The sequence below is a fragment of the Bacillus sp. Bvel1 genome (genome assembly GCF_014872755.1).
GTDB lineage: Bacteria > Bacillota > Bacilli > Bacillales > Bacillaceae > Bacillus > Bacillus velezensis.
On sequence record NZ_JAAOBZ010000006.1, the window covers coordinates 937758 to 962098 of the forward strand.

Genomic DNA, 24341 nt, shown 5'->3' on the forward strand with positions numbered 1-24341 from the left:
ATGAAGCCGGCGGAAGGTAGTATATACATGAACATCATATTGAGACATTCCTTGGAAAAACAGCTTCCGATTGATATTATATATATGAAAAAAGACGGCTCCGTTTCAAAACGGACCATTATGATAAAAAAAGGGGATGAGCGGGCTGTAATGGCATTTTGCTGTACAAAAAGGCAGATGAGAACTTTTTTGACGGGCTCCATTCTGTCCTGCGCATTTGCTTCGGGAGGCGGATATTCATTTCTAAAAGCGTATTCTTGATGCCGTCCGTTTCCGGCCGTGAATCTCCCGCCCCTGAAAATTCGGGCGTTCCTCCCTTTTTTTTTGCCCTCTCTCAACCTTTTTTCACTGATGCCCGGCATTTGAGCGCTTGAACCGTGACAATCCATTGATTTTTCGAAACCGGGAAGTTTTTCACTGATGATAATGTTAATAGAATGTTAAGATAAGACCTATTGACAAAAATCCATATAATGAATATTTCATTTTTCAGAAAGGAGCAAAGAAGGAGAGCTGATGAAAAGAATTTTACTTAATGTCATCATTATCGTAGCAATGGTCTTACTAATAAGATGTGCTCATTATGCGTCAGACCCTGATCCCTCGAATTCTTCTGATACATACACAGATTTTAAAGATCTGGCTGAACATGAAGACCCCGATGATTATCATATATCGTACAATAAGAGAAAGGGGAGCCCCGTATTGATCATGTCCCCGCACGGAGGGAGAATTGAGGGCGGGGTGAGCGAGATCGTCCGCTCTTTCAGGGATGATTATTCAATCTACCTGTTTGAGGGATTAAAAGCGCATGATAACCAGACTCTTCATATTACGAGCACCAAGTTCGATGAGCCTTCAGCAGTCGAAAGCATTAAGCAGCACCATTATGTTATCGCAGTTCACGGTTATAAAGGCGACGAGAAAAATACTCTTGTCGGAGGAAGCGATCGGAAGCGGGCGAAAAAATTGGTGAGAGCTCTCAAACGAAACGGATTTCCTGCAGAATTGGCAACCTCAAAAACCGGTCTGGCCGGGGTTGACACCGAAAATATCAATAACCAGGCGCAAACCGGGCTGAGTATACAGCTTGAGATCAGCAGAGAACAGCGGGAGGCGTTTTTTGATAATTTTGATTACCGCGAAAGGGAATTCACAAAAACGGAGGAATTTTACCGGTTTGTCCGTACGATAAAAAGAGTGATCAATCAAGAGTATTCGTGAGCTTAAAAAAAGACAAACCAGTGAAAGGTGAGTAAACTGAAAAAAAAGGAGGTTTGTCCCTTGGCAAAACATCACTTTTATTTAAAAGCAAATTGGCCCGGAAATCGCAATGACGTCGGCGATATTAAAAGCGGCCGGCTGGAAACCGCTGTGTCCATTCCTAAGGAAATGGACGGACCCGGAGAAGGCACAAATCCTGATGAAATGCTGCTTGGAGCGGCCGCGACCTGTTATATTATAACGCTTGCGGCGATGATGGAAAGAAGCGGCCTGGATAAAGAAGATCTACATATGGAATCTGAAGGAATTGTAGACGTCACGAACGGTGTGTTCACGTACCAGAAAATCATTCACCGCCCGTTTATATTATTAAAGCCGGATGCAGCCGAAACGGACTTTACGCTCGCCAGGAAGTTGGCGCAAAAAGCGGAGTCCTCATGTATGATTTCACGAGCGGTCCAAGGAAACGTGGAGATGGAGCTTGAGGTTGAAGTAAAAGCTGCCCGAGCTTGACGAGTTCAAACGGTCAGCTCCGGGCCGTTTGATTTTTTTTAGCTTTTTGAGACTTGGAACGGTTCAGCAGGATGACGCCCGTGATGACAAAAATAAGCCCGATCATCATTTTGGCTGTCATGGCTTCCTTAAAAACAAAAAAGCCGACAATTGCCGTTAAAGCCGTGCCGACACCTGACCATGTCGCGTATGCGGCGGATAAATCAAGGCTTTTCAAAGAGAAGCTCAAAAACATAAAAGAGGCTCCGATTCCGGCAATGACGCCGAGAGCGGGCCATAAGTGCGTAAAACCGTCCGACAGCTTCAGCATCGTGCTTCCGAACACTTCTGATACAATGGCTAATGCCAGGCAGAGTAATCCTTTCATATCATGCTTCTCCTTTCTACCAATTCATCAGAATGACACCGGCCAATAAGAATACAAGTCCGATGACGGCCTGCTTGTCCAGTTTTTCATGAAACCATTTCGCTCCGATAATGGATGCGAGCACCGTTCCCGCTCCGCTCCATGTTGCATAGGATAAGCTGAGCGGAATGAGATTCAGTGTCAGTGAAAGCATATAAAAGGCCAATGAATAGCCTGCCACTACAAGCGCGCTCGGCAAAAACCGCGTAAATCCGCGGGAGACCTTCAGCATGGCCGCGCCGATTGACTCTGATAAAATAGCAATTGTGAGGAAGATATAACCCAGAATCATATCAAATCCCCCTCTCATCATAATCCTTATGCCTTTTGTTTAAGGCAGTAAAATAAAATAATATCCGAACTTTGCCCGCCAAGTCAAGACATTAGGCCTATATAAAAAGGCCCCTGAAAGGAGCCCTTTTTGATTGTCTTAGTAGTAATACGGATAGTAAGGGTAGCCGTAACCTCCGTACAGGTACGGATTGAATAAAGCGCTTCCGACAAGCCCCCCGACAAGCCCTCCGAAGAACGGTCCGCCGTAAAAACCAAACGGCCGTCCGAATCCATAACCAAACCAAGGCCGGCCAAATCCAAAACCCGGCCGCCCGAAGCCGAAGCCGAATCCGGGCCGCCCGAAGCCGAAGCCCGGCCGTCCAAACCCAAATCCGGGCCGTCCAAACGGTCTCATATCACTATCTGCTGCATATGTGTATTCTTCATTCATAATTTAGGTACCTCCAAGAATAAATTTGAGATGATAACAGAGTATTCAGCCCACCAATTTTTGATTGGGCATTTATCAAAAAAATAAAGGAGTGAGCTTTTGTGGGCCTGTATCAGTCCGATTGGTCAAAAAAACCTCCGCACACACACGCATACCGGGCTGTTACGGATGTAGTGCAGGGGCACTACCATATGATCGAAGGCTTTTCGCAGCCGGAGAACGGCAGCAATACAGATGAGCATACACATTTCTATACGGGCATCACCTCGTTTGAAAACGGCCATTTTCATAGGTATTACGGCATTTCAGGCCCTGCCATCCCGAGGGTTGACGGAACACATTACCATGAGCTTTCAGAGACCACCTTTGCCGCCTACAATGAGCCGATTCGGATCCAGCATGGCGGCGTCGTTTACGATCCGCGGGAGGAAGGACGGAAAACGCACCGCCATACGCTCAAAGGAAAAACGAGAGAGGTTGTCGGAAACGAGCCGATCGGGTGGTAGCGGACGTTTAGCGCTCAGGAAAAAGGGCAAAATGGATAGGTGCCTGAAGAAATGAATGCTATAATTAGGGGGAGATTTATAAAAGAGAGTGATACATATTGAAAAATAAAAAACAGCCTGTCGTCATACTCGTCGGACCGACGGCAGTCGGAAAAACAAAACTAAGCATCGGACTCGCGAAAATGCTGAATGCGGAAATCATCAGCGGAGATTCCATGCAGGTATATAAAGGGATGGACATCGGAACGGCCAAAGTCACCGAAGAAGAGACAGAAGGCGTGCCGCATCACCTGATTGATATTTTGGAGCCGTCCGACACTTTTTCAACGGCGGATTATCAGAAAATGGTGAGGGGAAAAATCACCGAGATTGCCGGTAGAGGAAAGCTGCCGATGATTGTCGGGGGGACGGGTCTGTACATTCAGTCCGTGCTGTATGACTATACGTTCACGGACAACTCCGGCGACCCTGTATTCCGGGAGCGAATGGAGAAACTGGCGGCTGAAGAAGGGGCGGAAGCGCTTCATGCCAAGCTTGCGGCAGCCGACCCGGAAGCGGCGGCAGCCATTCATCAAAACAATACGCGAAGAGTCATCCGCGCGCTCGAAATCCTGCATGTATCGGGAAAAACAATGTCAGAGCATCTTAAAACCCAAAAACGGGAGCTGCTTTACAATGCGGTTCTTATCGGTCTTACAATGGACAGAGAAGTACTGTACGGCCGGATTAACGAGCGCGTTGACCTGATGCTGGAAACCGGCCTTCTTGACGAAGTAAAGGGGCTGTATGATATGAATATCCGGGACAGCCAATCGATTCAGGCAATCGGCTATAAAGAGCTGTATGAATATCTTGATGGAAAAGTGCCGCTTCCTCAAGCCGTGGAGCAATTAAAACAAAATTCAAGGCGATATGCGAAACGCCAGCTGACCTGGTTTCGCAATAAAATGCCCGTTTCATGGACAGATATGACGCCGCCTGTTGATATTGAGCAGAAAAAAAAGGAAATTTTCGAGTGCATAGCAGGAAAACTGGAAATTTAATCGAAACAGTATTGTATTGAGAACCAAGGAGGACGAAACATGAAACCGATTAATATCCAAGATCAGTTTTTGAATCAAATCCGAAAAGACAATACGTTCGTCACGGTGTTTTTACTCAACGGCTTTCAGCTTCGCGGCCAGGTAAAAGGCTTTGACAACTTTACCGTTTTGCTCGAAACGGAGGGGAAGCAGCAGCTTATTTATAAACATGCCATCTCCACGTTCGCCCCGCAAAAAAACGTCCAGCTTGAGCTTGAATAGACTTTTTGACAAAGACCATGAACAATGGTCTTTTTCTATGCGCGTCTGTATATTGCAGGCCGTACATCGGAAAGATAAAAGGGGGTTCGGAAAATCGTGTTCGAAAGTGAAAATGAACTGAGAAGAATCAGGATTACGCTCGTTTGGATCGCTGTTTTTTTGCTGTTTGGAGCTTGCAGCAATCACGAGACGGTGGTGACGGATGATGACGGCGGCTTGGCGGATGCCGAATCGCAGACAGAAGGCATGGTGCAGCTGGAACATAATCGTTTCGGCATTGTCGAGGGCGGTTACTTAAAAATATACCGCTATGATGAAAAAACGAATAAAATCGAACTGAAAAAAGAAACGGCGCTGGATGAGCTTGAATAAATTTCACAAGCGTTCGAATTTACAAAGCGGGCCGCACAAGCTACACTAAGTACTGACATTGATCATGCAGAGGGTGAGACGATTGAAACACAAGGTGATAATCAACCATTGGGAAGAAACTTGTGAAGATGATTCCTGCTATGAATATGGAACCAGCATCATCGTTGACGGCAAAGAACTGATCAGGGAGGCTTCCATCACAAGCGCTCTGAAAGCCGTACTGAAAGAAATCGGTGCTGATGTAGAGATTGAAGAAACCGTTGAAAGCGAAAAAAAATGTGATTCTTACAAAAAATAAGAATAAAAGTCTAGACTACTAAGCAGTTTTTTTTCATGTTATGATAGACATCGGCTTACACATGACACCTTGAGTAGGATGAGAGATGATTCTCGTTCTGCTCTCTTTTTTGGGCGTTAATCGGGCCGGAGCCAAAGTCCGCTCTTTCAAAAATATGAATTTTTTATAAATCGATCTCAATATGTTGTGTTTTTCTGAGAGGTTAGTATACTATATATAGTGTTAAGAGATTCATTATTTTTGATAGGTCGTGATAAGGATGGTTCAAATCATATTTGATTCAAAGACAGGGAATGTTCAGCGTTTTGTGAATAAAACAGACTTTCAGCTGATCCGCAAGGTGGACGAAATGGACCACGTGGACACTCCGTTTGTTTTGGTCACCTACACGACAAACTTCGGTCAGGTACCGGCATCAACACAATCATTTCTCGAAAAATACGCCCATCTCTTATTAGGAGTCGCTGCGAGCGGCAACAAAGTATGGGGCGATAACTTTGCAAAAAGCGCCGATACCATCTCTAGACAATATCAGGTGCCGATCTTGCACAAATTTGAACTCAGCGGCACATCTAAAGACGTTGAATTGTTTACTCAGGAGGTAGAAAGAGTTGTCACAAAATCAAGTGCCAAAATGGATCCAGTTAAATAACGAAATCATGATCCAACAAGATGGAAAATTCCAGTTTGATAAAGATAAAGAGGCTGTACATAGCTATTTTGTAGACTATATCAATCAAAACACAGTTTTCTTTCACGATTTAAAAGAGAAGCTGGATTATTTGATTGAAAACCAATACTACGAAGAGGAATTCTTAAGCCTTTATTCTTTTGAAGACATTAAAGAAGTGTTTAAGACAGCTTACGCTAAGAAGTTTCGTTTTCCTTCCTTCATGAGTGCGTTTAAATTCTATAATGACTATGCTTTGAAAACGAATGACAAGAAAAAAATCCTCGAGCGTTATGAGGACCGGATCTCAATTGTTGCGCTGTTCTTCGCAAACGGCGACACTGAGAAAGCAAAAGAATATGTGAATCTGATGATCAATCAGGAATATCAGCCGAGCACACCGACATTTTTGAATGCCGGCAGAAAACGCCGCGGAGAACTGGTGAGCTGTTTCTTGCTCGAAGTCAATGATTCCTTAAACGATATTTCACGGGCGATCGATATTTCCATGCAGCTTTCTAAACTGGGCGGCGGTGTTTCTCTTAACCTGTCCAAGCTCCGCGCGAAAGGTGAAGCGATTAAAGATGTTGAAAACGCCACAAAAGGTGTTGTAGGCGTCATGAAGCTTCTTGATAACGCGTTCCGTTACGCTGACCAAATGGGCCAAAGACAAGGCTCTGGCGCGGCGTACTTAAACATTTTCCACCGCGATATCAATGACTTTCTTGATACGAAAAAGATTTCTGCGGATGAAGATGTGCGCGTCAAAACGCTTTCTATCGGTGTCGTCATTCCGGATAAGTTCGTTGAGCTTGCACGTGAGGACAAAGCGGCTTATGTATTCTATCCGCACACGATTTATAAAGAATACGGCCAGCATATGGATGAGATGGACATGACGGCGATGTATGAGGAGCTTGTCGACAACCCGCGTGTCAAAAAAGAAAAAGTGAATGCGCGCAAATTGCTTGAAAAGCTTGCCGTTCTCCGTTCTGAGTCAGGTTATCCGTACATTATGTTCCAGGACAACGTAAACAAAGAGCATGCGAATAACCACGTATCAAAAGTGAAATTCTCGAACCTTTGCTCTGAAGTGCTTCAGGCGTCACAGGTTTCGGCTTACACAGATTATGACGAGGAAGACGAAATCGGCCTGGACATTTCCTGCAACCTTGGTTCATTAAATATTTTGAATGTCATGAAACATAAATCGATTGAGCGCACGGTGAAACTCGCGACGGATTCCCTGACTCATGTATCTGAGACGACGGATATCCGCAACGCGCCGGCAGTCAGACGCGCGAACAAAGCGATGAAGTCGATCGGTTTAGGCGCCATGAACCTTCACGGCTACCTGGCCCAAAACGGCATCGCTTATGAAAGCCCGGAAGCAAGAGATTTTGCGAATACGTTCTTTATGATGGTGAACTTTTATTCCATCCAGCGTTCAGCTGAGCTTGCGAAAGAAAAAGGCGAAACGTTTGAGCATTACGAAGGCTCCACTTATGCAACGGGAGAATATTTCAATAAATACATCGAAAAAGAGTTCTCACCGGCATACGAAAAAATCGCTGCGCTCTTTGAAGGCATGCACATCCCGACAATTGAAGACTGGAAAGAGCTGAAGGCGTTTGTCGCCGAAAACGGCATGTACCACAGTTACAGACTGTGCATCGCGCCGACAGGCTCCATTTCCTACGTCCAATCCAGCACGGCGTCCGTTATGCCGATCATGGAACGGATCGAAGAAAGAACATACGGAAATTCAAAAACGTATTACCCGATGCCGGGGTTAGCGTCTAATAACTGGTTCTTCTACAAAGAAGCTTATGATATGGACATGTTCAAAGTGGTGGATATGATCGCGACAATCCAGCAGCATATCGATCAGGGAATCAGCTTTACCCTGTTTTTGAAAGATACGATGACAACTCGTGATCTGAACCGTATTGATCTGTATGCCCACCATAGAGGCATCAAAACCATTTACTATGCAAGAACGAAAGATACCGGGCAGGACAGCTGTCTTTCTTGTGTCGTTTGATTAAAGGAGAGTTAACAGTGACAAAAATTTATGACGCAGCAAACTGGTCAAAGCATGAAGATGATTTCACCCAAATGTTCTACAACCAAAACGTAAAGCAGTTTTGGCTTCCGGAAGAGATCGCATTAAACGGCGATCTTCTTACTTGGAAGTATTTGGGTAAAAATGAGCAGGATACGTACATGAAGGTGCTCGCCGGCCTGACACTGCTTGATACAGAGCAGGGGAACACAGGCATGCCGATTGTGGCCGAGCACGTTGAAGGCCATCAGCGAAAAGCGGTTCTTAATTTCATGGCGATGATGGAAAACGCGGTGCACGCAAAATCATATTCAAATATTTTTATGACGCTTGCTCCGACTGAAACGATCAACGAAGTATTTGAATGGGTAAAGCAGAATAAATATCTGCAGAAAAAAGCGCAAATGATTGTCGGGCTTTACAAAGCCATTCAAAAAGATGATGAAATTTCACTGTTCAAAGCGATGGTTGCTTCTGTCTATCTGGAAAGCTTCCTTTTCTACAGCGGTTTCTATTATCCGTTATATTTCTACGGACAGGGAAAACTGATGCAAAGCGGTGAGATCATCAACCTGATTCTTCGTGATGAAGCGATCCACGGTGTATATGTCGGACTGCTGGCCCAGGAAATATACAATAAACAAACAGAAGCGAAAAAAGCGGAACTTCGCGAATTTGCGGTTGAGCTTTTAGAAGAGCTTTATCACAATGAGCTTGAATATACAGAGGATCTCTACGACCAAGTCGGGCTGTCTCATGACGTAAAGAAATTCATCCGCTATAACGCCAATAAAGCTTTGATGAACTTAGGGTTCGATCCTTACTTTGAAGAAGAAGATATTAATCCGATTGTATTAAACGGATTAAACACCAAAACAAAATCACATGATTTCTTCTCCATGAAAGGGAACGGCTACAAAAAGGCGACGGTAGAACCGATTAAGGACGAAGATTTTTATTTTGGCCAAGATGAAGAGCAGATATAATATCTGCTCTTTTGGCTTGAGTGGAGAGGTAAGACAGGAGGAACGGGCATGAATAAAATGGATGAAATCATCTTGGCTGCACCGCGGAGTGACGTCTTTCAAAACGAAATGCTGACATTTCAGGGAGTCAACAGCGAGGATGAACGTATCATAAAAATTATGGCTCAAATTGAGGCGCATTTTTTTGAAATCAGAAGAGGCGACGCGGAAGAGGACCCGCGATTTAAACAGCCGATTCCGTATGTCGTCATCCGCCGCGATGATGAGGTATTTGTGTATGAACGGCTCGCGGGCGGAGGGGAATCGCGCCTCCATAATAAGCTTTCTCTCGGCTTCGGCGGACACATGAACCCTATGGAAGGGGCGGCTTCATTTTCGGAAGTGCTGAAACAGAACACCGACCGGGAGCTGGCGGAAGAACTGTACATTCGCGAGGAGGACAAACAAAATATTGTCACACTCGGCCTGATCAATGATGATGAAAACGATGTAGGGAAGGTGCATATCGGCATCCTTTCTGCGCTCCAGTTAGCGCCTGCAGCATAAGTCGAAGTGAAAGAAAAAGATCAAATCGCCGGGCGCTGGATGAAACTGAGCGAACTGAAAGAGGAAAATGTGTATCAGCGTCTTGAAGCTTGGTCTCGGTTTGTCGCCGATATACTTCAATAACAAAAAACCCCCGTTCGTCCCAAAAAAGGGAGAGCAGGGGTTTTTTCCATTTAGTCTTGCACAATGAAGGCATCAAATCCGGCTTTTTCGGCCCGCGCTGCCAACGCTTCAGCATAATCTCTGGAAGAGAATGCGCCGATCTGCACTTTGAATAAGCCGCCTTTTGGAAGCACAATCGCGTCAAAACCTTTAGACACCGCATCGGCGGCAAGCGCATCAGCATTTGCTTTCACTTTGAATGCGCCGATTTGCACTTTATATAAGTCAGCCTTTTTTTTTAGACCGAAAGCTTGCTCCAAGCCCTTGGCATGTCCTCTTGCAAGGCTTTCAATAAAACTGGCTGTTTTCAGTTTGTTTGCATCAGCTGACGTATCAACAAAACCATTCTCCGTCAAAATCGCCGGCATACTTGTCTCCCGCAGCACATGGAAGTTGGCTGTTTTTTTTCCGCGGTCATTAAAACCCGATGCTTGAATTACTTGCGTGTGGACGGCTGATTGGTAAGTCGAGGTCGGCGCTCCGACACCGGGGTAAATATAGCTTTCGAATCCGGTTCCGCCTCCTGAGTTAATATGAATGGATAAAAAATAATCTGCGCCCCAGCTGTTGGCGGCATCCGTTCTTTCCGTCAGGCTGACCGTCTTATCGCTTGTCCTGCTCATCGTGACAGAAACTCCTTCATACTCATTCGTCAGAATCGTGCGCAAAGCCAGCGCGATCTCCAGCGTGACCGCTTTTTCCTGAAGTCCGTTTCCGGTTGCACCTGAATCAGTTCCACCATGCCCGGGGTCTATAAAAATTTTAACCATTCTCCATCACCTCATTACAGCATATGATGATATTCAAAAGGTGCTTGTACGGCTGTCATTCATGAAAAAAATGAGAAATACACCCAACATTTCCCGGAAAATAAAAATAAATGGTTTGTCCTCCCGTTTTTGCTGAATACAATAAGAAATGAAAAATATTTCTCGGGAAAGCGCAGGATTCAACATCATTCCCGAAGAGAACGGAAAAAGTGACAGATAAAGAGGAAAACGGGCCTCATGATGATAGGCGGATGTCACAGAACCGCTTCATCATGAGTAAGATAAAGAGAGAACAGAGAGGTGAGCATGTTGGAGCGCGCTGTAACCTATAAAAATAACGGACAAATTAACATCATTCTTAATGGCCAAAAGCAAGTGCTGACAAATGCAGAAGCTGAGGCGGAATATCAGGCCGCCCTGCAAAAAAATGAAGCCAAGCACAGCATTCTGAAAGAAATTGAAAAAGAAATGAACACATTAGTGGGTATGGAAGAAATGAAACGCAACATTAAAGAAATTTACGCATGGATATTCGTCAACCAAAAACGGGCCGAACAAGGGTTGAAAGTCGGAAAACAAGCTCTTCATATGATGTTCAAAGGGAACCCCGGCACCGGGAAAACCACCGTCGCGAGACTGATCGGCAAGCTTTTCTTCGAGATGAACGTTCTTTCCAAAGGACATCTGATCGAAGCGGAACGTGCCGATCTCGTCGGTGAATACATCGGACACACGGCGCAAAAAACGAGAGATCTGATTAAAAAATCGCTTGGGGGCATTTTATTCATTGATGAAGCATACTCACTTGCAAGAGGCGGAGAAAAGGATTTCGGTAAAGAGGCGATTGATACGCTTGTCAAACATATGGAAGACAAACAGCATGAATTCATTCTGATCCTGGCAGGGTACTCAAGAGAAATGACACATTTCCTGTCATTAAATCCCGGTCTGCAATCGCGTTTCCCTATCAGCATCGATTTTCCGGATTACTCTGTCACTCAGCTGATGGACATCGCAAAGCGCATGATAGCAGAGCGGGAGTATCAATTAAGCCAGGAAGCCGAGTGGAAGTTAAAAGATTACTTAATGACAGTGAAAAGCACGACAAGCCCCATTAAATTCAGCAACGGGCGCTTTGTCAGAAACGTGATTGAAAAATCGATCCGCGCTCAGGCCATGAGACTTTTAATGGGAGACCAATACTTGAAAAACGATTTAATGACGATCAAGAGCCAGGATTTACTTATAAAAGATGAGGCGGCAGCTCACGAATAGACCTCTCAGCCGGTTTGAGGGGTCTCTTTTTTATTTCTCTCTTTAAAACCCGCCGGATGTGTGGTATACGCCCTGCGGGTTTGGTATGATAGTACTACTGCCCAATACGACACAGAAAGGAACATCCATTTGAACGAACAGGAAGGAAAAAAAGAAACGGTCATTTTGGTCGGCTGCCAGCTTCCGCACATGACAGATGAGCACTTTGAACATTCCATGGAAGAGCTTGCTTCATTGACAAAAACGGCTGACGGAACGGTGCTGACCCGGATTACGCAAAAACGGAACAGAGCGGATGCCGCTACATACATAGGCAAGGGGAAAGTAGACGAGCTGAAGGCGCTGTGTGAAGAGCTTGAAGCGGATCTGGTTATTTTTAATGATGAACTGTCACCGAGCCAGCTTAAATCACTCGCCACTGCAATTGAAGCGAAGATCATCGACCGCACGCAGCTTATTTTGGATATATTCGCAAAAAGGGCGAAGACGAGAGAAGGAAAGCTTCAGATCGAATTGGCCCAGCTTCAATACGCGCTGCCGCGTCTGAGCGGACAAGGAATCAATCTCTCAAGACAAGGCGGCGGAATCGGGACGAGAGGGCCCGGTGAGACAAAGCTTGAAACAGACCGGCGCCACATTAGAAACCGCATACACGAAATTAACGTGCAGCTGTCAACGGTTATCCGCCACAGAAGCCGTTATCGGGAGAGACGTAAAAAGAACGGCGTGCTTCAGGCTGCACTCGTCGGTTATACCAATGCAGGAAAATCAACGTGGTTCAATCAATTAACAAGCTCAGACAGCTATGAAGAAGATCTGCTGTTTGCAACACTTGATCCGATGACGAGAAAGATGGCGCTCCCAAGCGGCTACAGCGTCCTTTTGTCTGATACGGTCGGTTTCATTCAGGATCTGCCGACGACGCTGATTGCCGCTTTCCGTTCAACGCTTGAGGAAGTGAAGGAAGCAGACTTGATCATTCATGTCATTGATTCATCCAATGAAGATTATGCCGGGCATGAACAGACTGTCCTCGGTCTGTTAAAAGAGCTTGAGGCAGATGATATTCCGGTGCTGACCGCTTATAACAAACGTGACGAGACACTTCCTGACTTCATCCCGACAGCGGGAGAAGGCCACATCATGATCAGCGCCAGAATCGCCGGGGATGAAGCAAAACTAAAAGCGGAAATCGAAGCTTATTTGCGCCGAGAGCTGATGATGCCGTATGAAGTTCATGTGCCTGCCGCCGAAGGCAAATTGATGTCACGCATCAAATCAGAGACCATGATCGACAGCCTTTATTTTAATGAAGAAAATGAACGCTACGAAGTCTCAGGTTATGTACAGGAAGAACAAAGCATACTCGGAGAATTGAAGAAATTCATGTAAGGAAGGTATACACAACATGTTTGACACACTGACCCACGGCGCTCTTTTACAAAAAACCGCCGAAGAAACAGAAGCGGAAATCTCCGCCGTTCATAAAAGAATAGAAGAAATCAGTGAACGGAATGAATGGAGAGTCCTGCAAAGCTACAGAAAACATAAAGTAAGCGATACGCATTTTACGCCTTCAACCGGATACGGTTATGATGATATCGGACGGGATACACTGGAGAAGATCTATGCTGATGTGTTCGGAGGAGAGGAGGGACTTGTGCGGCCGCAAATCATTTCCGGTACGCATGCGATTTCAATCGCGCTCTTCGGCGTGCTGAGACCCGGGGACGAATTGCTTTATATCACAGGCAAGCCTTACGATACACTCGAGGAAATCGTCGGAGTAAGAGGCGGGGAGTATTCAGGCTCGCTTAAGGAATTTCAAATCGGATACAATGCAGTCGATTTAACATCAGAAGGCAGAGTGGACTTTGAAGCAGTCCGGGCTGCAATCCGGCCGAATACAAAAGTGATCGGCATCCAGCGTTCAAAAGGATATGCGAATCGTCCGTCTTTCAGAATAAATGAAATTGAAGAGATGATTCGTTTCGTAAAGGAAATCAAAGAGGATGTCATTGTTTTTGTGGACAATTGCTACGGAGAATTTGCAGAAGAGCGGGAACCCTGCCACGTCGGAGCGGATCTTATGGCCGGCTCCCTGATTAAAAACCCGGGCGGCGGCCTTGCTAAAACGGGCGGCTATCTTGTAGGGAAAGCCAAGTGGATTGAGGCCTGCTCTTACCGGATGACCTCCCCGGGAATCGGAAGTGAGGCCGGTGCTTCGCTTTATTCACTGCAGGAAATGTATCAAGGTTTCTTTCTCGCTCCGCATGTAGTGGCGCAAAGCTTGAAGGGAGCGGTATTTACCGCCCGTTTTCTTGAAAAGCTCGGCTTTACGTCAAACCCTGCATGGAATGCGCCGAGAACGGATCTGATTCAATCAGTTGAGTTTCAGGACCCTGATAAGATGATCGCTTTTTGCCAGGCGATACAATATGCATCACCGATTAATGCGCATGTGAAGCCTTATCCGAGCTATATGCCGGGATATGAAGACGATGTCATTATGGCAGCGGGCACTTTCGTACAGGGAGCAAGCATTGAATTATCAGCAGATGGACCTATCAGACCGCCTTATGTCGCGTATGTCCAAGGAGGACTAACCTACGCGCACGTGAAAAATGCGATTTGCAGCGCCGTAAATGCTTTAATGGAAAAAGAGCTGATTTAGGGCGTTTGCAATTTTCAAAGAATTTGATGTTAAGATTCCTTACATTGTGTTGACACAAAATATAACATCACCTATAATGAGACTAAGATAAGAAAAGGAGGAAATTGAGATGAGTGATAACATTCGCCGCTCAATGCCTTTATTTCCAATTGGGATTGTCATGCAGTTAACAGAACTTTCTGCCCGGCAAATTCGATATTATGAGGAAAATGGATTGATATTTCCAGCGAGAAGCGAAGGAAATAGACGATTATTTTCATTCCATGATGTAGATAAACTGTTAGAAATCAAAAATCTGATTGAACAAGGCGTCAATATGGCGGGGATCAAACAAATTCTGGATAAGGCATCTGCCGAACCGGAAGAAAAATCCGAAAAAACCGCCAAACCGATGAAGCACAATCTGTCTGATGACGAACTCAGAAAGCTTCTGAAAAACGAACTGATGCAGGCAGGCCGTTTCCAGCGGGGAAATACTTTCCGCCAAGGTGACATGTCCCGATTCTTTCATTAATCCGTTAGCAACTGTTTTGCTATATACATTTACCTTTTAGAGGAGGAGTTTTACGAAATGGCAAAGTACACAAGAGAAGACATCGTAAAATTAGTAAACGAGGAAAACGTAAAGTATATCCGCCTTCAATTCACAGACATTCTCGGAACGATTAAAAACGTGGAAATTCCTGTGAGCCAGCTTGAAAAAGCACTTGATAATAAATGCATGTTCGACGGTTCTTCCATCGAAGGTTTCGTCCGTATCGAAGAGTCTGATATGTACTTATATCCTGATCTGAACACATTTGTAATCTTCCCATGGACGGCTGAAAAAGGTAAAGTAGCACGCTTCATCTGTGACATTTACAATCCGGACGGCACGCCGTTCGAAGGTGACCCGCGTAACAACCTCAAACGGATTCTGAAAGAAATGAAAGAACTCGGTTTCAGCGATTTCAATCTTGGACCTGAGCCTGAATTCTTCCTGTTTAAATTAGATGAAAAAGGCGAACCGACGCTTGAATTGAACGATAAAGGCGGATACTTCGATCTGGCTCCGACTGACTTGGGAGAAAACTGCCGCCGCGATATCGTGCTTGAGCTTGAAGAAATGGGCTTTGAAATCGAAGCATCTCACCATGAAGTTGCTCCGGGTCAGCACGAAATCGATTTTAAATATGCCGGTGCCATCCGTTCTTGTGACGACATCCAAACTTTCAAACTGGTTGTCAAAACGATCGCCCGCAAACACGGTCTGCATGCGACATTCATGCCAAAACCGCTGTTCGGCGTAAACGGTTCCGGTATGCACTGCAACCTATCACTCTTTAAAGATAACGTTAACGCATTCTTTGATAAAGACGCTGATCTTCAGCTGAGTGAAACAGCAAAACATTTCATTGCCGGTATCGTAAAACACGCGACAAGCTTTACGGCTGTCACAAACCCGACAGTGAACTCTTACAAACGCCTTGTTCCGGGCTATGAAGCACCTTGCTACGTGGCATGGAGCGCGCAAAACAGAAGCCCGCTGATCCGTATCCCGGCTTCCCGCGGCATCAGCACGCGTGTTGAAGTCCGCAGCGTAGACCCGGCGGCAAACCCGTACTTGGCGTTAAGCGTATTGCTTGCAGCAGGCCTTGACGGAATCAAAAACAAACTTGAAGCACCGGCTCCGATTGACCGCAACATCTACGTCATGAGCAAAGAAGAGCGCATGGAAAACGGCATCGTAGATCTTCCGGCGACACTGGCGGAAGCTCTCGACGAATTCAAATCAAACGAAGTCATGGTTGCAGCGCTCGGCGAGCACCTGTTCGAACACTTCATTGAAGCAAAAGAAATCGAATGGGATATGTTCCGCACACAGGTTCATCCGTGGGAGCGCGAACAATACATGTCTCAGTATTAATCTCTCAATCCCTTGGCACTATTGGTGTCAGGGGATTTTTTAAGTTTTGGTCAAAAGGTTAAGAGGTCGATATTTTGGTCCTTGACCAAAAAAAATGAAGTTATGAATCTAACTCCATAATTGAGGACACGTATTTATTGTAATCCCTTATTCGGTTTAGGATGAAGGCTAAATGAAGCCAATTATGCTCTAAAATTGAACCGGCCATTTTTATTTTCAAAAAGCAGGAGCAGGAAATTCATCAATTTTGATACGAAGTAAACTATAAGGTTTCTGTCGTAAGTCTTCTCCATAATGAAATCTAGCCTGCCGATGTAATTGGTTCACGATGACGTATAAGTATCCATCCGGACCAATCGAAAAAGTATCCGGCCATAAAATTCTCGGATCATGTGCGATGGTTTCCATTGTGCCATTCGGCAGCATCTTTCGAATACTATTGTTCTCGTAATCTCCGGCATAAACGGCTCCTTTTGCATCTGTAATCATTCCATCAGACGCGCCTTTTTCTCCCCAATACGCCGCATGATAAAGTAAATCCATGTCCGATATATTTCTATCTCTCAGGGCTTCTGTTGAGATAGAGAACAAATGGCGGCTGGTCAGGGGACAAAAAAATAATACCTTTCCGTCGGGAGAGATCGCAATACCGTCGGATGCCAGCCTAAATGGGGAAGTTGAACCATCCTTGTTACGATTCATCAAAATTTTACCTTCTACTTTTGGTATAAAAGAGGAATCCGGTGAAGTTGGATTTGCTCCATTTAACCGTCTAAATGCGTTTCCGGTTTCTAAATTAACGACGATAATAGCTCCTGGTCCTTTGGAAGAAGAATCCGTTATATAGGCATAACCTGCAGTTCCGACACGAAAATCAAATCGGACATCATTCAGGTAGGTTGTTGGAAGGACAACATCTTCTGTAAAGGTATACACTCTTCTGATTGTATTGGTTTTTAAATCAACAGCGACTAATTTTGCCCCGCCTTTAATTGGTTCAGAAAAATTGGGCGCCGCTGTATCTAGTATCCAAAGCGTTCCTCTTCCATCAGCAACTACACTTTGGACACTGATGAAAGTCATTTTGATATTCTCAAAGTTAACCAAATTGGTTTGTAAATCAGGATAAGGCTGCAATTTATCCCCAATTATTTCCGCTACCGTAAATTTAACATCGTCTCCCCATTTCGGAAAACAAATGAATATACGTCCGGTTTCTGAGACAGTAACACCGGTAGGCATAGCTCCATAAAATGCATAAACCAGTTCTAAATCACCAAAATATTTTTCAAAAGGCAGCATAGGTTTCATCATATCCTCCTCAACCAATTAAACGGGATATCACTTATATATGATTCGCATTTTTTCAAGTGCATGTTTCTTAATAAGTTTTTCTAAACAAAAGATGATGGAAGTGCTTATCATTTAATAAATCAGTCAGGTGACACATAGGGTTTTTACTTAACGTCTGTCGAAGGAGCCGGCAATTACAACATGGTATGTCCTTTGATCGGTTTTAAATTTTCTGAAAAAAGAGTTGAAAAAGCAGAAAAGATTTTATAATATGAAACCAAGTTAGTTTGTTCGATCAACAAACTAATAAACCGCTTTAATTGTCCATCATGTAAAATCTTAAATGGGAGGGGGATAAGAGGCTCAATTTAATTGGAGGTATATATAAAACGAAAGCCAAGCTTTTATCCTGTTCACTATGATGAAAATGCTCTGTGAAAGTAAACCGCTATCATTTTTTTGAAAGCGCTTTTATAAAGACCTCACTGGCCGATAAAATTGAAGAAATGTTATACCATTCATCATGTTCCTTATGTAAAGGATCGAAAAGGGGAGGAAATCATGCTCAGTGAAAATGTAAAGAAGATCAGCATGGTTGAAAAAGTTGGATATGCGTCTGGAGATTTTGCATGTAATTTAATTTATGCAACAGTGTCTACTTATCTTTTGTTCTTCTATACAGATATATTTGGTTTACCGGCAGCAACAGCCGGTACGATGTTTTTAGTGGTTAGAATCATCGACGCTCTCGCTGATCCTTTTATTGGAACGATAGTAGACAGAACAAATAGCAGGTTTGGACGCTTCAGACCGTATCTTTTATTCGGAGCTTTTCCATTTGTCATACTGGCAATACTCTGTTTTACAACCCCGGATTTTTCGGATATGGGGAAATTAATATATGCCTATATCACCTATGTCGGTTTATCGCTTACATACACCATGATAAACGTGCCATATGGCGCGTTAACCTCTGCAATGACCCGAAATAATCAAGAAGTTGTTAGTATAACGTCTGTCCGTATGTTATTTGCGAATCTTGGGGGACTTGTCGTTGCATTTTTTGTTCCCTTGCTGGCTGCTTATTTAAGCGATACTTCCGGCAGCGAATCTCTTGGCTGGCAGCTAACCATGGGTATTATGGGAGTTATAGGCGGGTGCCTTTTAATCTTTTGTTTTAAAAGCACAAAAGAGCGTGTCACGCTTCAAAAATCTGAAGAAAAAATTAAATTATCGGATATATTTGAGCAATTTCGTGTTAATCGGCCTCTAGTTGTATTAAGTATTTTCTTTATTATTATTTTTGGAGTGAATTCAATCAGTAATTCGGTTGGCATCTATTACGTAACGTATAATTTAGAAAGAGCGGATTTAGTGAAGTGGTACGGTTTGTTGGGAAGTTTGCCTGCTTTGGTCATTTTACCGTTTATTCCAAAGCTTCATCAATTATTAGGGAAGAAGAAATTACTAAACTATGCATTATTACTGAATATGATCGGCCTCTTAGCTTTACTGTTTGTTCCGCCAAGTAATGTATTCCTGATACTTTCCTTTCGATTGCTGGCCGCTGCAGGAAGTCTCACTGCCGGGGGATATATGTGGGCGCTTATTCCTGAAACAATCGAATATGGAGAGTATAAGACCGGGAAAAGAATGGGCGGTCTCATATACGCTATTATCGGATTTTTCTTTAAATTCGGCATGGCCTTGGGAGGGGTTGTACCGGGTTTGGTTCTAGATCAGTTTGGATATGTGGCAAATCAGGCGCAAACGCCGGAGGCATTGACGGGAATTTTAATTACAGCAACCATTATTCCCGTGTTCTTACTGGTTCTGGCCATGATTGATATTAATTTCTATAACTTAGATGAGAAAAAATATAAAAACATGGTTCGAGAATTAGAGAATAGAGACAAAGTTTATTTGGATCATATTGACGATTTCAAAGCTTAAAACATGATAGTCAACAGAAAATAGCTGAGGAGGCGTTCTGCATGAAGATTATCAATCCAGTACTTAAAGGATTCAACCCCGATCCGAGTATTTGCAGGGTGGGAGAGGATTATTATATCGCTGTATCTACATTTGAGTGGTTTCCGGGAGTCCAGATACACCATTCAAAAGATTTAGTCAATTGGCACTTAGTTGCACATCCATTACAGAGAGTTTCGCAATTAGACATGAAAGGAAATCCTAATTCAGGCGGAGTCTGGGCGCCATGTTTAAGTTACAGCGACGGAAAGTTTTGGCTGATCTATACGGATGTTAAGGTCGTAGATGGCGCTTGGAAAGATTGCCACAATTATTTAGTGACTTGTGACACGATTGATGGTGATTGGGGGGAGCCGATCACATTAAACAGCTCGGGATTTGATGCTTCTTTGTTCCATGATACGGATGGAAAAAAATATTTATTAAATATGTTATGGGATCAGCGTATTGATCGGCACTCCTTTGGAGGCATTGTCATGCAGGAATATTCTGATAAGGAGCAAAAACTGATCGGTAAACCGAAAGTGATATTTAAAGGAACTGAAAGAAAGCTGACGGAAGCGCCGCACCTTTATCACATCGGGAACTATTATTATTTATTAACCGCAGAAGGAGGAACGCGGTTCGAACACGCTGCTACAATTGCCCGTTCTGCAAATATCGAGGGTCCATATGAAGTTCATCCCGATAATCCAATCTTAACGTCATGGCATGATCCGGGAAACCCATTGCAAAAATGCGGGCATGCATCCATTGTACAAACACATACAGGTGAGTGGTATTTAGCCCATTTAACGGGACGTCCCATTCATCCGGACGATGATTCAATTTTTCAGCAGAGAGGATATTGTCCTTTGGGCAGAGAAACAGCTATTCAAAAGCTCTATTGGAAAGATGGCTGGCCTTATGTAGAAGGCGGAAAAGAAGGGAGCTTGGAGGTGGATGCGCCTTCTATACCTGAAACCATATTTGAAGACACGTATCCGGAAGTTGATGAATTTGAGGATGCAACATTAAATATTAATTTTCAAACGTTAAGAATCCCTTTTACGGAGAAATTAGGTTCATTAACTCAAGTGCCAAATCATTTACGATTATACGGCCATGAATCCTTAACTTCGACATTTACTCAGGCATTTGTAGCCAGACGCTGGCAAAGTCTCCATTTTGAAGCGGAAACGGCTGTTGCGTTTTATCCGGAAAATTTTCAGCAAGCCGCTGGTTTGGTGAACTATTACAATACAGAGAACTGGACGGCTCTTCAAGTCACGCATGATGAAGAACTTGGCCGTATTCTTGAATTAACGATATGTGATAACTTTTCTTTTTCACAACCGTTAAAAAATAAAATTGTGATTCCTCGTGAAGTCAAGTACGTCTATTTAAAAGTGAATATTGAAAACGAAAAATATTATTATTTCTATTCATTTAACAAAGAAGATTGGTACAAAATCGATATTGCATTGGAATCGAAAAAATTATCAGATGATTACATCCGCGGCGGGGGATTCTTTACAGGAGCTTTTGTAGGGATGCAATGCCAAGATACGAGCGGAAATCATATTCCGGCCGACTTCAGATATTTTCGTTATAAAGAAAAATGAATGTCCGCATGAAAAAGGAGCTTTCTATTTTGGAACTCCTTTTTCATATTAGAAAATGCCCGTGTGGAAAAACACGTCAGAAATGCTCCCATTCAGGATGAAAATAACAAAACAAAAAACCCATCTTTAAAGATGAGCGTAAAACATAGAAGTTTGTACATTTCAGTTATGAACCATGTCGAGAAAATGATCAATCACAATAGAGGACATTCCCAATGCCGGTGCGTTTTTTCCTAGGATAGATGGTAATAATTCATAGCTATTGTCTAGGTGGGAATAAACCCTGGACGATACTTCGCTTTTAATTGAATGTAAAACCATAGGATGCGATTCGATGATGCTGTTTCTTAAAATGATGGCTTGCGGATTGAATGTATTTAAAATATTGGTCAGGCCTATCCCTAAATAGAATCCAAAATTCTGTAACGCATGTAAAGTTTCAATATCATTCAGATGGGCGAGGTCTATGATATCTTGAGTGGACACTTTTTTCTCTATCGTCTGAAGAGATGTTAATAAAGCCTTTTCGGAAGCATACAATTCCCAGCAGCCTCGGTTTCCGCAACTGCATTTCGGACCATTAAAGTCTATTGTCATATGTCCCATTTCTCCAGAGAATCCGCCAACCCCTCTGTATAAATCATTGTTTATAATAACGCCGATTCCTATCCCTGTACCGATACTTGCATAAATCATGTTATCGTGATTTTTTGCAGCGCCGAATACTTTTTCTCCATATGCGCCGGCATTTGCCTCATTTTCAATAAAAACAGGCACATTGAACTTCTCTTGGATGAAAGATTTTAAGTCAATATCTCTCCAGTTGGAGTTCGGAGCGAAAACAATTTTTTGATTTTTATCAATTAACCCGGGAACGCATATGCCTATACCAATAAGCCCGTACGGAGATTGCGGCATATTTGCAATAAAGTGAAGAATCATCTCAATTAAAATATCTTTCGTTATTTCAGAAGAGCTGCATTCCAAATGGTGGTGTTGATCAAGAACAATTGTCCCTTCAAGGTCGGTTAAAATGCCGTTAATATAATCCACACCTACATCTATTCCTACGGAGTATCCTGCTTTTCTATTAAAAACAAGCATGACAGGTCTTCTGCCGCCGCTTGATTGTCCCTGACCGATTTCAAATACAAGATTTTCTTTCATTAATGTGTTTACCTGTGATGAAACAGTCGATTTATTTAATCCGGTCATTTCAGATAATTTTGCTCTTGAAATAGGAGCATTCTTAAGTATTTCGTTTAGTAATAACTTTTGGTTAACTTTTTTGACAAAGGCTTGATCAGCGATATCCACTTCATCCACTCCGTTTGTATAATCTTTAAATTAAGTTGAACGTTCTGTGTTTATCGTGCGAAACGCTACATAGCGAATCCAACCTTTATTATATCTAATGTGTTCGTAAAAAACTAAAAAAAATATTGAAAATACTGATGAGGTTATATAAGATGAAAATAAGTTAGTTTGTTTAGGCAACAAACTAATATATAACATGACATAAAATCATCTGTATTCGAATCATCAAGTTTAGAATTTATTTTTAAGGGGGAAATCACACATGGCTCACTCTCATTCCGGTTCAGTCAACTATTTTGAAAGCGTAAACAAAGTGATTTACGAAGGGAAAGAATCCACGAATCCTTTAGCATTTAAATACTATAATTCTCAAGAAGTAATTGGCGGAAAAACGATGAAAGAGCATCTGCGATTTTCTATTGCCTATTGGCATACATTTACCGCTGACGGCACAGACATGTTTGGCGCAGCTACGATGCAGAGACCGTGGGATCACTATAAAGGCATGGATCTGGCGAGAGCGAGGGTAGAAGCAGCGTTTGAGCTGTTTGAAAAACTGGATGCGCCATTTTTTGCTTTCCATGACCGGGATATCGCACCGGAAGGAAGTACGTTAAAAGAGACAAATCAAAATCTGGATATAATCGTGGACATGATAAAAGACTACATGAGAACCAGCGGCGTTAAGCTATTATGGAATACTGCAAATATGTTCACGAATCCCCGTTTTGTGCATGGTGCGGCGACTTCTTGTAATGCAGATGTATTTGCGTATGCCGCAGCCCAAGTAAAAAAAGGATTAGAAACAGCAAAAGAGCTTGGCGCCGAGAACTATGTATTTTGGGGCGGACGTGAAGGGTACGAAACTTTGTTAAATACCGATTTAAAATTTGAGCTTGATAATATGGCCAGATTTATGCATATGGCAGTGGATTATGCGAAGGAAATCGGGTATACAGGGCAGTTTTTGATTGAACCAAAACCAAAAGAGCCGACCACCCATCAATATGATACGGACGCAGCAACAACCATTGCCTTTTTAAAGCAATACGGCTTAGACAATCATTTTAAATTAAATCTCGAAGCCAATCATGCCACATTAGCCGGGCATACATTCGAACATGAATTACGCATGGCGAGAGTGCATGGCCTTCTCGGCTCTGTTGACGCGAATCAGGGTGATCCGCTTTTAGGATGGGACACAGATGAATTTCCGACAGATTTATATTCTGCGACATTAGCAATGTACGAAATCCTGCAAAATGGCGGTCTTGGAAGCGGGGGATTAAACTTTGACGCAAAGGTCAGGAGATCTTCTTTTGAGCCTGATGATTTACTATATGCCCATGTTGCAGGGATGGATACATTTGCAAGAGGGTTGAAAGCCGCCCACAAATTAATCGAAGATCGTGTGTTTGAAGATGTGATTCAACACCGTTACCGCAGCTTTACTGAAGGGATTGGTCTTGAAATTGCAGAAGGAAGAGCTGATTTTAAGACACTTGAGCAATATGCGCTGAACAATCAGCCAATTAAAAACGAATCAGGGAGACAGGAACGGCTAAAAGCGATATTAAACCAATACATTTTACAGGTATAACCAAATGAAAAAAGAAGCTCCAGATCCCGCATAAAAGATGCAGGCAGCCAAGTTCCCGGAATTGCCCGTCATGAAGTTACTGTTATGGCGGGTCATTTCAACGGAAATCTATCTAGAGAGGAAGGAGTGAAAAA

At 43.4% G+C, this 24341-nt stretch carries 25 protein-coding genes and 1 pseudogene; 20 read left to right on the plus strand and 6 right to left on the minus strand.

Annotation, left to right across the window (positions count from 1 at the left end):
- Positions 1 to 27 precede the first annotated feature (27 nt).
- From HAP68_RS08390 to HAP68_RS08400, 3 genes are all read left to right on the plus strand, one after another.
- Entirely contained in the window at positions 28 to 261 is a 234-nt protein-coding gene (locus HAP68_RS08390) for a hypothetical protein (RefSeq protein ID WP_024085328.1), read from the plus strand.
- Positions 262 to 516: 255 nt separating this feature from the next.
- Positions 517 to 1224: a poly-gamma-glutamate hydrolase family protein gene (locus tag HAP68_RS08395; RefSeq protein WP_184123313.1), complete on the plus strand. Its 708-nt coding sequence runs from the start codon at positions 517 to 519 to the stop codon at positions 1222 to 1224.
- Between the two features lie 60 nt (positions 1225 to 1284).
- Positions 1285 to 1737: an OsmC family protein gene (locus HAP68_RS08400; RefSeq protein ID WP_014305039.1), complete on the plus strand. Its 453-nt coding sequence runs from the start codon at positions 1285 to 1287 to the stop codon at positions 1735 to 1737.
- Positions 1738 to 1750: 13 nt separating this feature from the next.
- Here HAP68_RS08400 and erbB read toward each other — a convergent pair whose 3' ends face one another.
- The 3 genes from erbB to HAP68_RS08415 form a co-directional block, all read right to left on the minus strand.
- A complete protein-coding gene (erbB, locus tag HAP68_RS08405) occupies positions 1751 to 2104 on the minus strand; it encodes an SMR family multidrug efflux transporter EbrB (RefSeq protein ID WP_003154073.1) in 354 nt (117 codons plus the stop codon).
- Between the two features lie 16 nt (positions 2105 to 2120).
- On the minus strand, positions 2121 to 2435 hold the full coding sequence (gene erbA / locus HAP68_RS08410) for an SMR family multidrug efflux transporter EbrA (RefSeq protein ID WP_003154071.1): 315 nt from the start codon (positions 2433 to 2435) through the stop codon (positions 2121 to 2123).
- Between the two features lie 138 nt (positions 2436 to 2573).
- Positions 2574 to 2867 (minus strand): hypothetical protein, encoded by a 294-nt coding sequence (locus tag HAP68_RS08415; RefSeq protein ID WP_003154069.1) that lies wholly within the window; start codon positions 2865 to 2867, stop codon positions 2574 to 2576.
- Between the two features lie 101 nt (positions 2868 to 2968).
- Between HAP68_RS08415 and HAP68_RS08420 the strand changes: the two genes are divergently transcribed.
- The 9 genes and pseudogenes from HAP68_RS08420 (at position 2969) to HAP68_RS08460 (ending at position 9737) form a co-directional block, all read left to right on the plus strand.
- Positions 2969 to 3373 (plus strand): YmaF family protein, encoded by a 405-nt coding sequence (locus HAP68_RS08420; RefSeq protein ID WP_003154067.1) that lies wholly within the window; start codon positions 2969 to 2971, stop codon positions 3371 to 3373.
- Between the two features lie 98 nt (positions 3374 to 3471).
- Entirely contained in the window at positions 3472 to 4416 is a 945-nt protein-coding gene (gene miaA / locus HAP68_RS08425) for a tRNA (adenosine(37)-N6)-dimethylallyltransferase MiaA (RefSeq protein WP_024085329.1), read from the plus strand.
- Between the two features lie 39 nt (positions 4417 to 4455).
- Entirely contained in the window at positions 4456 to 4677 is a 222-nt protein-coding gene (gene hfq / locus HAP68_RS08430) for an RNA chaperone Hfq (RefSeq protein ID WP_003154064.1), read from the plus strand.
- Between the two features lie 96 nt (positions 4678 to 4773).
- Positions 4774 to 5049, plus strand: coding sequence for a YmzC family protein (locus HAP68_RS08435; RefSeq protein WP_024085330.1), 276 nt, complete (start codon positions 4774 to 4776; stop codon positions 5047 to 5049).
- 82 nt (positions 5050 to 5131) lie between these two features.
- Entirely contained in the window at positions 5132 to 5347 is a 216-nt protein-coding gene (locus tag HAP68_RS08440) for a hypothetical protein (protein ID WP_003154062.1), read from the plus strand.
- A 259-nt stretch (positions 5348 to 5606) separates the two neighbouring features.
- On the plus strand, positions 5607 to 5999 hold the full coding sequence (nrdI, locus tag HAP68_RS08445) for a class Ib ribonucleoside-diphosphate reductase assembly flavoprotein NrdI (protein WP_014305044.1): 393 nt from the start codon (positions 5607 to 5609) through the stop codon (positions 5997 to 5999).
- Complete coding sequence (nrdE, locus tag HAP68_RS08450; protein WP_003154060.1) at positions 5959 to 8061, plus strand: class 1b ribonucleoside-diphosphate reductase subunit alpha; 2103 nt, start codon at positions 5959 to 5961, stop codon at positions 8059 to 8061. Before nrdI ends, nrdE begins: the two co-directional genes overlap by 41 nt.
- Positions 8062 to 8078: 17 nt before the next feature.
- The gene (nrdF, locus tag HAP68_RS08455) at positions 8079 to 9068 is read left to right on the plus strand and encodes a class 1b ribonucleoside-diphosphate reductase subunit beta (protein WP_024085331.1); all 990 of its coding nucleotides are present in this window, start codon (positions 8079 to 8081) and stop codon (positions 9066 to 9068) included.
- 48 nt (positions 9069 to 9116) lie between these two features.
- A pseudogene (locus HAP68_RS08460) lies at positions 9117 to 9737 on the plus strand (hypothetical protein).
- A gap of 50 nt (positions 9738 to 9787) precedes the next feature.
- On the opposite strand, the gene HAP68_RS08465 reads toward HAP68_RS08460, so the two are convergent.
- On the minus strand, positions 9788 to 10546 hold the full coding sequence (locus HAP68_RS08465) for an N-acetylmuramoyl-L-alanine amidase (RefSeq protein ID WP_015388201.1): 759 nt from the start codon (positions 10544 to 10546) through the stop codon (positions 9788 to 9790).
- A gap of 306 nt (positions 10547 to 10852) precedes the next feature.
- On the opposite strand from HAP68_RS08465, the gene spoVK reads away from it, so the two are divergent.
- The 5 genes from spoVK (at position 10853) to glnA (ending at position 16401) form a co-directional block, all read left to right on the plus strand.
- Positions 10853 to 11821 (plus strand): stage V sporulation protein K, encoded by a 969-nt coding sequence (gene spoVK, locus HAP68_RS08470; protein WP_015417523.1) that lies wholly within the window; start codon positions 10853 to 10855, stop codon positions 11819 to 11821.
- A gap of 129 nt (positions 11822 to 11950) precedes the next feature.
- A complete protein-coding gene (gene hflX / locus HAP68_RS08475) occupies positions 11951 to 13213 on the plus strand; it encodes a GTPase HflX (protein WP_003154051.1) in 1263 nt (420 codons plus the stop codon).
- 16 nt (positions 13214 to 13229) lie between these two features.
- Positions 13230 to 14495 carry a methionine gamma-lyase family protein gene (locus tag HAP68_RS08480; RefSeq protein WP_024085333.1) on the plus strand — a complete coding sequence of 422 codons (1266 nt, stop codon included), beginning with the start codon at positions 13230 to 13232 and terminating at the stop codon, positions 14493 to 14495.
- Between the two features lie 109 nt (positions 14496 to 14604).
- Positions 14605 to 15009 carry a MerR family transcriptional regulator gene (locus HAP68_RS08485; RefSeq protein ID WP_007410366.1) on the plus strand — a complete coding sequence of 135 codons (405 nt, stop codon included), beginning with the start codon at positions 14605 to 14607 and terminating at the stop codon, positions 15007 to 15009.
- A gap of 57 nt (positions 15010 to 15066) precedes the next feature.
- Positions 15067 to 16401, plus strand: coding sequence for a type I glutamate--ammonia ligase (glnA, locus tag HAP68_RS08490; protein WP_003154048.1), 1335 nt, complete (start codon positions 15067 to 15069; stop codon positions 16399 to 16401).
- A 216-nt stretch (positions 16402 to 16617) separates the two neighbouring features.
- Here the strand turns inward: glnA and HAP68_RS08495 are convergent, their stop codons facing one another.
- A complete protein-coding gene (locus tag HAP68_RS08495; RefSeq protein ID WP_024085334.1) occupies positions 16618 to 17712 on the minus strand; it encodes an L-dopachrome tautomerase-related protein in 1095 nt (364 codons plus the stop codon).
- A gap of 543 nt (positions 17713 to 18255) precedes the next feature.
- On the opposite strand from HAP68_RS08495, the gene HAP68_RS08500 reads away from it, so the two are divergent.
- Entirely contained in the window at positions 18256 to 19647 is a 1392-nt protein-coding gene (locus HAP68_RS08500) for an MFS transporter (RefSeq protein WP_003154046.1), read from the plus strand.
- Positions 19648 to 19688: 41 nt separating this feature from the next.
- Positions 19689 to 21290 (plus strand): xylan 1,4-beta-xylosidase, encoded by a 1602-nt coding sequence (gene xynB / locus HAP68_RS08505; protein WP_024085335.1) that lies wholly within the window; start codon positions 19689 to 19691, stop codon positions 21288 to 21290.
- Positions 21291 to 21452: 162 nt separating this feature from the next.
- On the opposite strand, the gene xylR is transcribed toward xynB, so the two are convergent.
- A complete protein-coding gene (gene xylR / locus HAP68_RS08510; protein WP_024085336.1) occupies positions 21453 to 22607 on the minus strand; it encodes a transcriptional repressor XylR in 1155 nt (384 codons plus the stop codon).
- 262 nt (positions 22608 to 22869) lie between these two features.
- Here xylR and xylA point away from each other — a divergent pair, with 262 nt between their 5' ends.
- Positions 22870 to 24207: a xylose isomerase gene (gene xylA, locus HAP68_RS08515; RefSeq protein ID WP_024085337.1), complete on the plus strand. Its 1338-nt coding sequence runs from the start codon at positions 22870 to 22872 to the stop codon at positions 24205 to 24207.
- Positions 24208 to 24341 lie beyond the last annotated feature (134 nt).

Coding starts and splice junctions, on each gene's coding strand:
- nrdI (WP_014305044.1), top strand. CDS start 5,607: ATGGTTCAAATCATATTTGATTCAAAGACAGGGAATGTTCAGCGTTTT.
- HAP68_RS08395 (WP_184123313.1), top strand. CDS start 517: ATGAAAAGAATTTTACTTAATGTCATCATTATCGTAGCAATGGTCTTA.
- glnA (WP_003154048.1), top strand. CDS start 15,067: ATGGCAAAGTACACAAGAGAAGACATCGTAAAATTAGTAAACGAGGAA.
- HAP68_RS08465 (WP_015388201.1), bottom strand. CDS start 10,546: ATGGTTAAAATTTTTATAGACCCCGGGCATGGTGGAACTGATTCAGGT.
- HAP68_RS08480 (WP_024085333.1), top strand. CDS start 13,230: ATGTTTGACACACTGACCCACGGCGCTCTTTTACAAAAAACCGCCGAA.
- HAP68_RS08415 (WP_003154069.1), bottom strand. CDS start 2,867: ATGAATGAAGAATACACATATGCAGCAGATAGTGATATGAGACCGTTT.
- erbA (WP_003154071.1), bottom strand. CDS start 2,435: ATGATTCTGGGTTATATCTTCCTCACAATTGCTATTTTATCAGAGTCA.
- xynB (WP_024085335.1), top strand. CDS start 19,689: ATGAAGATTATCAATCCAGTACTTAAAGGATTCAACCCCGATCCGAGT.
- HAP68_RS08390 (WP_024085328.1), top strand. CDS start 28: ATGAACATCATATTGAGACATTCCTTGGAAAAACAGCTTCCGATTGAT.
- HAP68_RS08500 (WP_003154046.1), top strand. CDS start 18,256: ATGCTCAGTGAAAATGTAAAGAAGATCAGCATGGTTGAAAAAGTTGGA.
- erbB (WP_003154073.1), bottom strand. CDS start 2,104: ATGAAAGGATTACTCTGCCTGGCATTAGCCATTGTATCAGAAGTGTTC.
- hfq (WP_003154064.1), top strand. CDS start 4,456: ATGAAACCGATTAATATCCAAGATCAGTTTTTGAATCAAATCCGAAAA.
- spoVK (WP_015417523.1), top strand. CDS start 10,853: ATGTTGGAGCGCGCTGTAACCTATAAAAATAACGGACAAATTAACATC.
- HAP68_RS08495 (WP_024085334.1), bottom strand. CDS start 17,712: ATGAAACCTATGCTGCCTTTTGAAAAATATTTTGGTGATTTAGAACTG.
- xylA (WP_024085337.1), top strand. CDS start 22,870: ATGGCTCACTCTCATTCCGGTTCAGTCAACTATTTTGAAAGCGTAAAC.
- HAP68_RS08485 (WP_007410366.1), top strand. CDS start 14,605: ATGAGTGATAACATTCGCCGCTCAATGCCTTTATTTCCAATTGGGATT.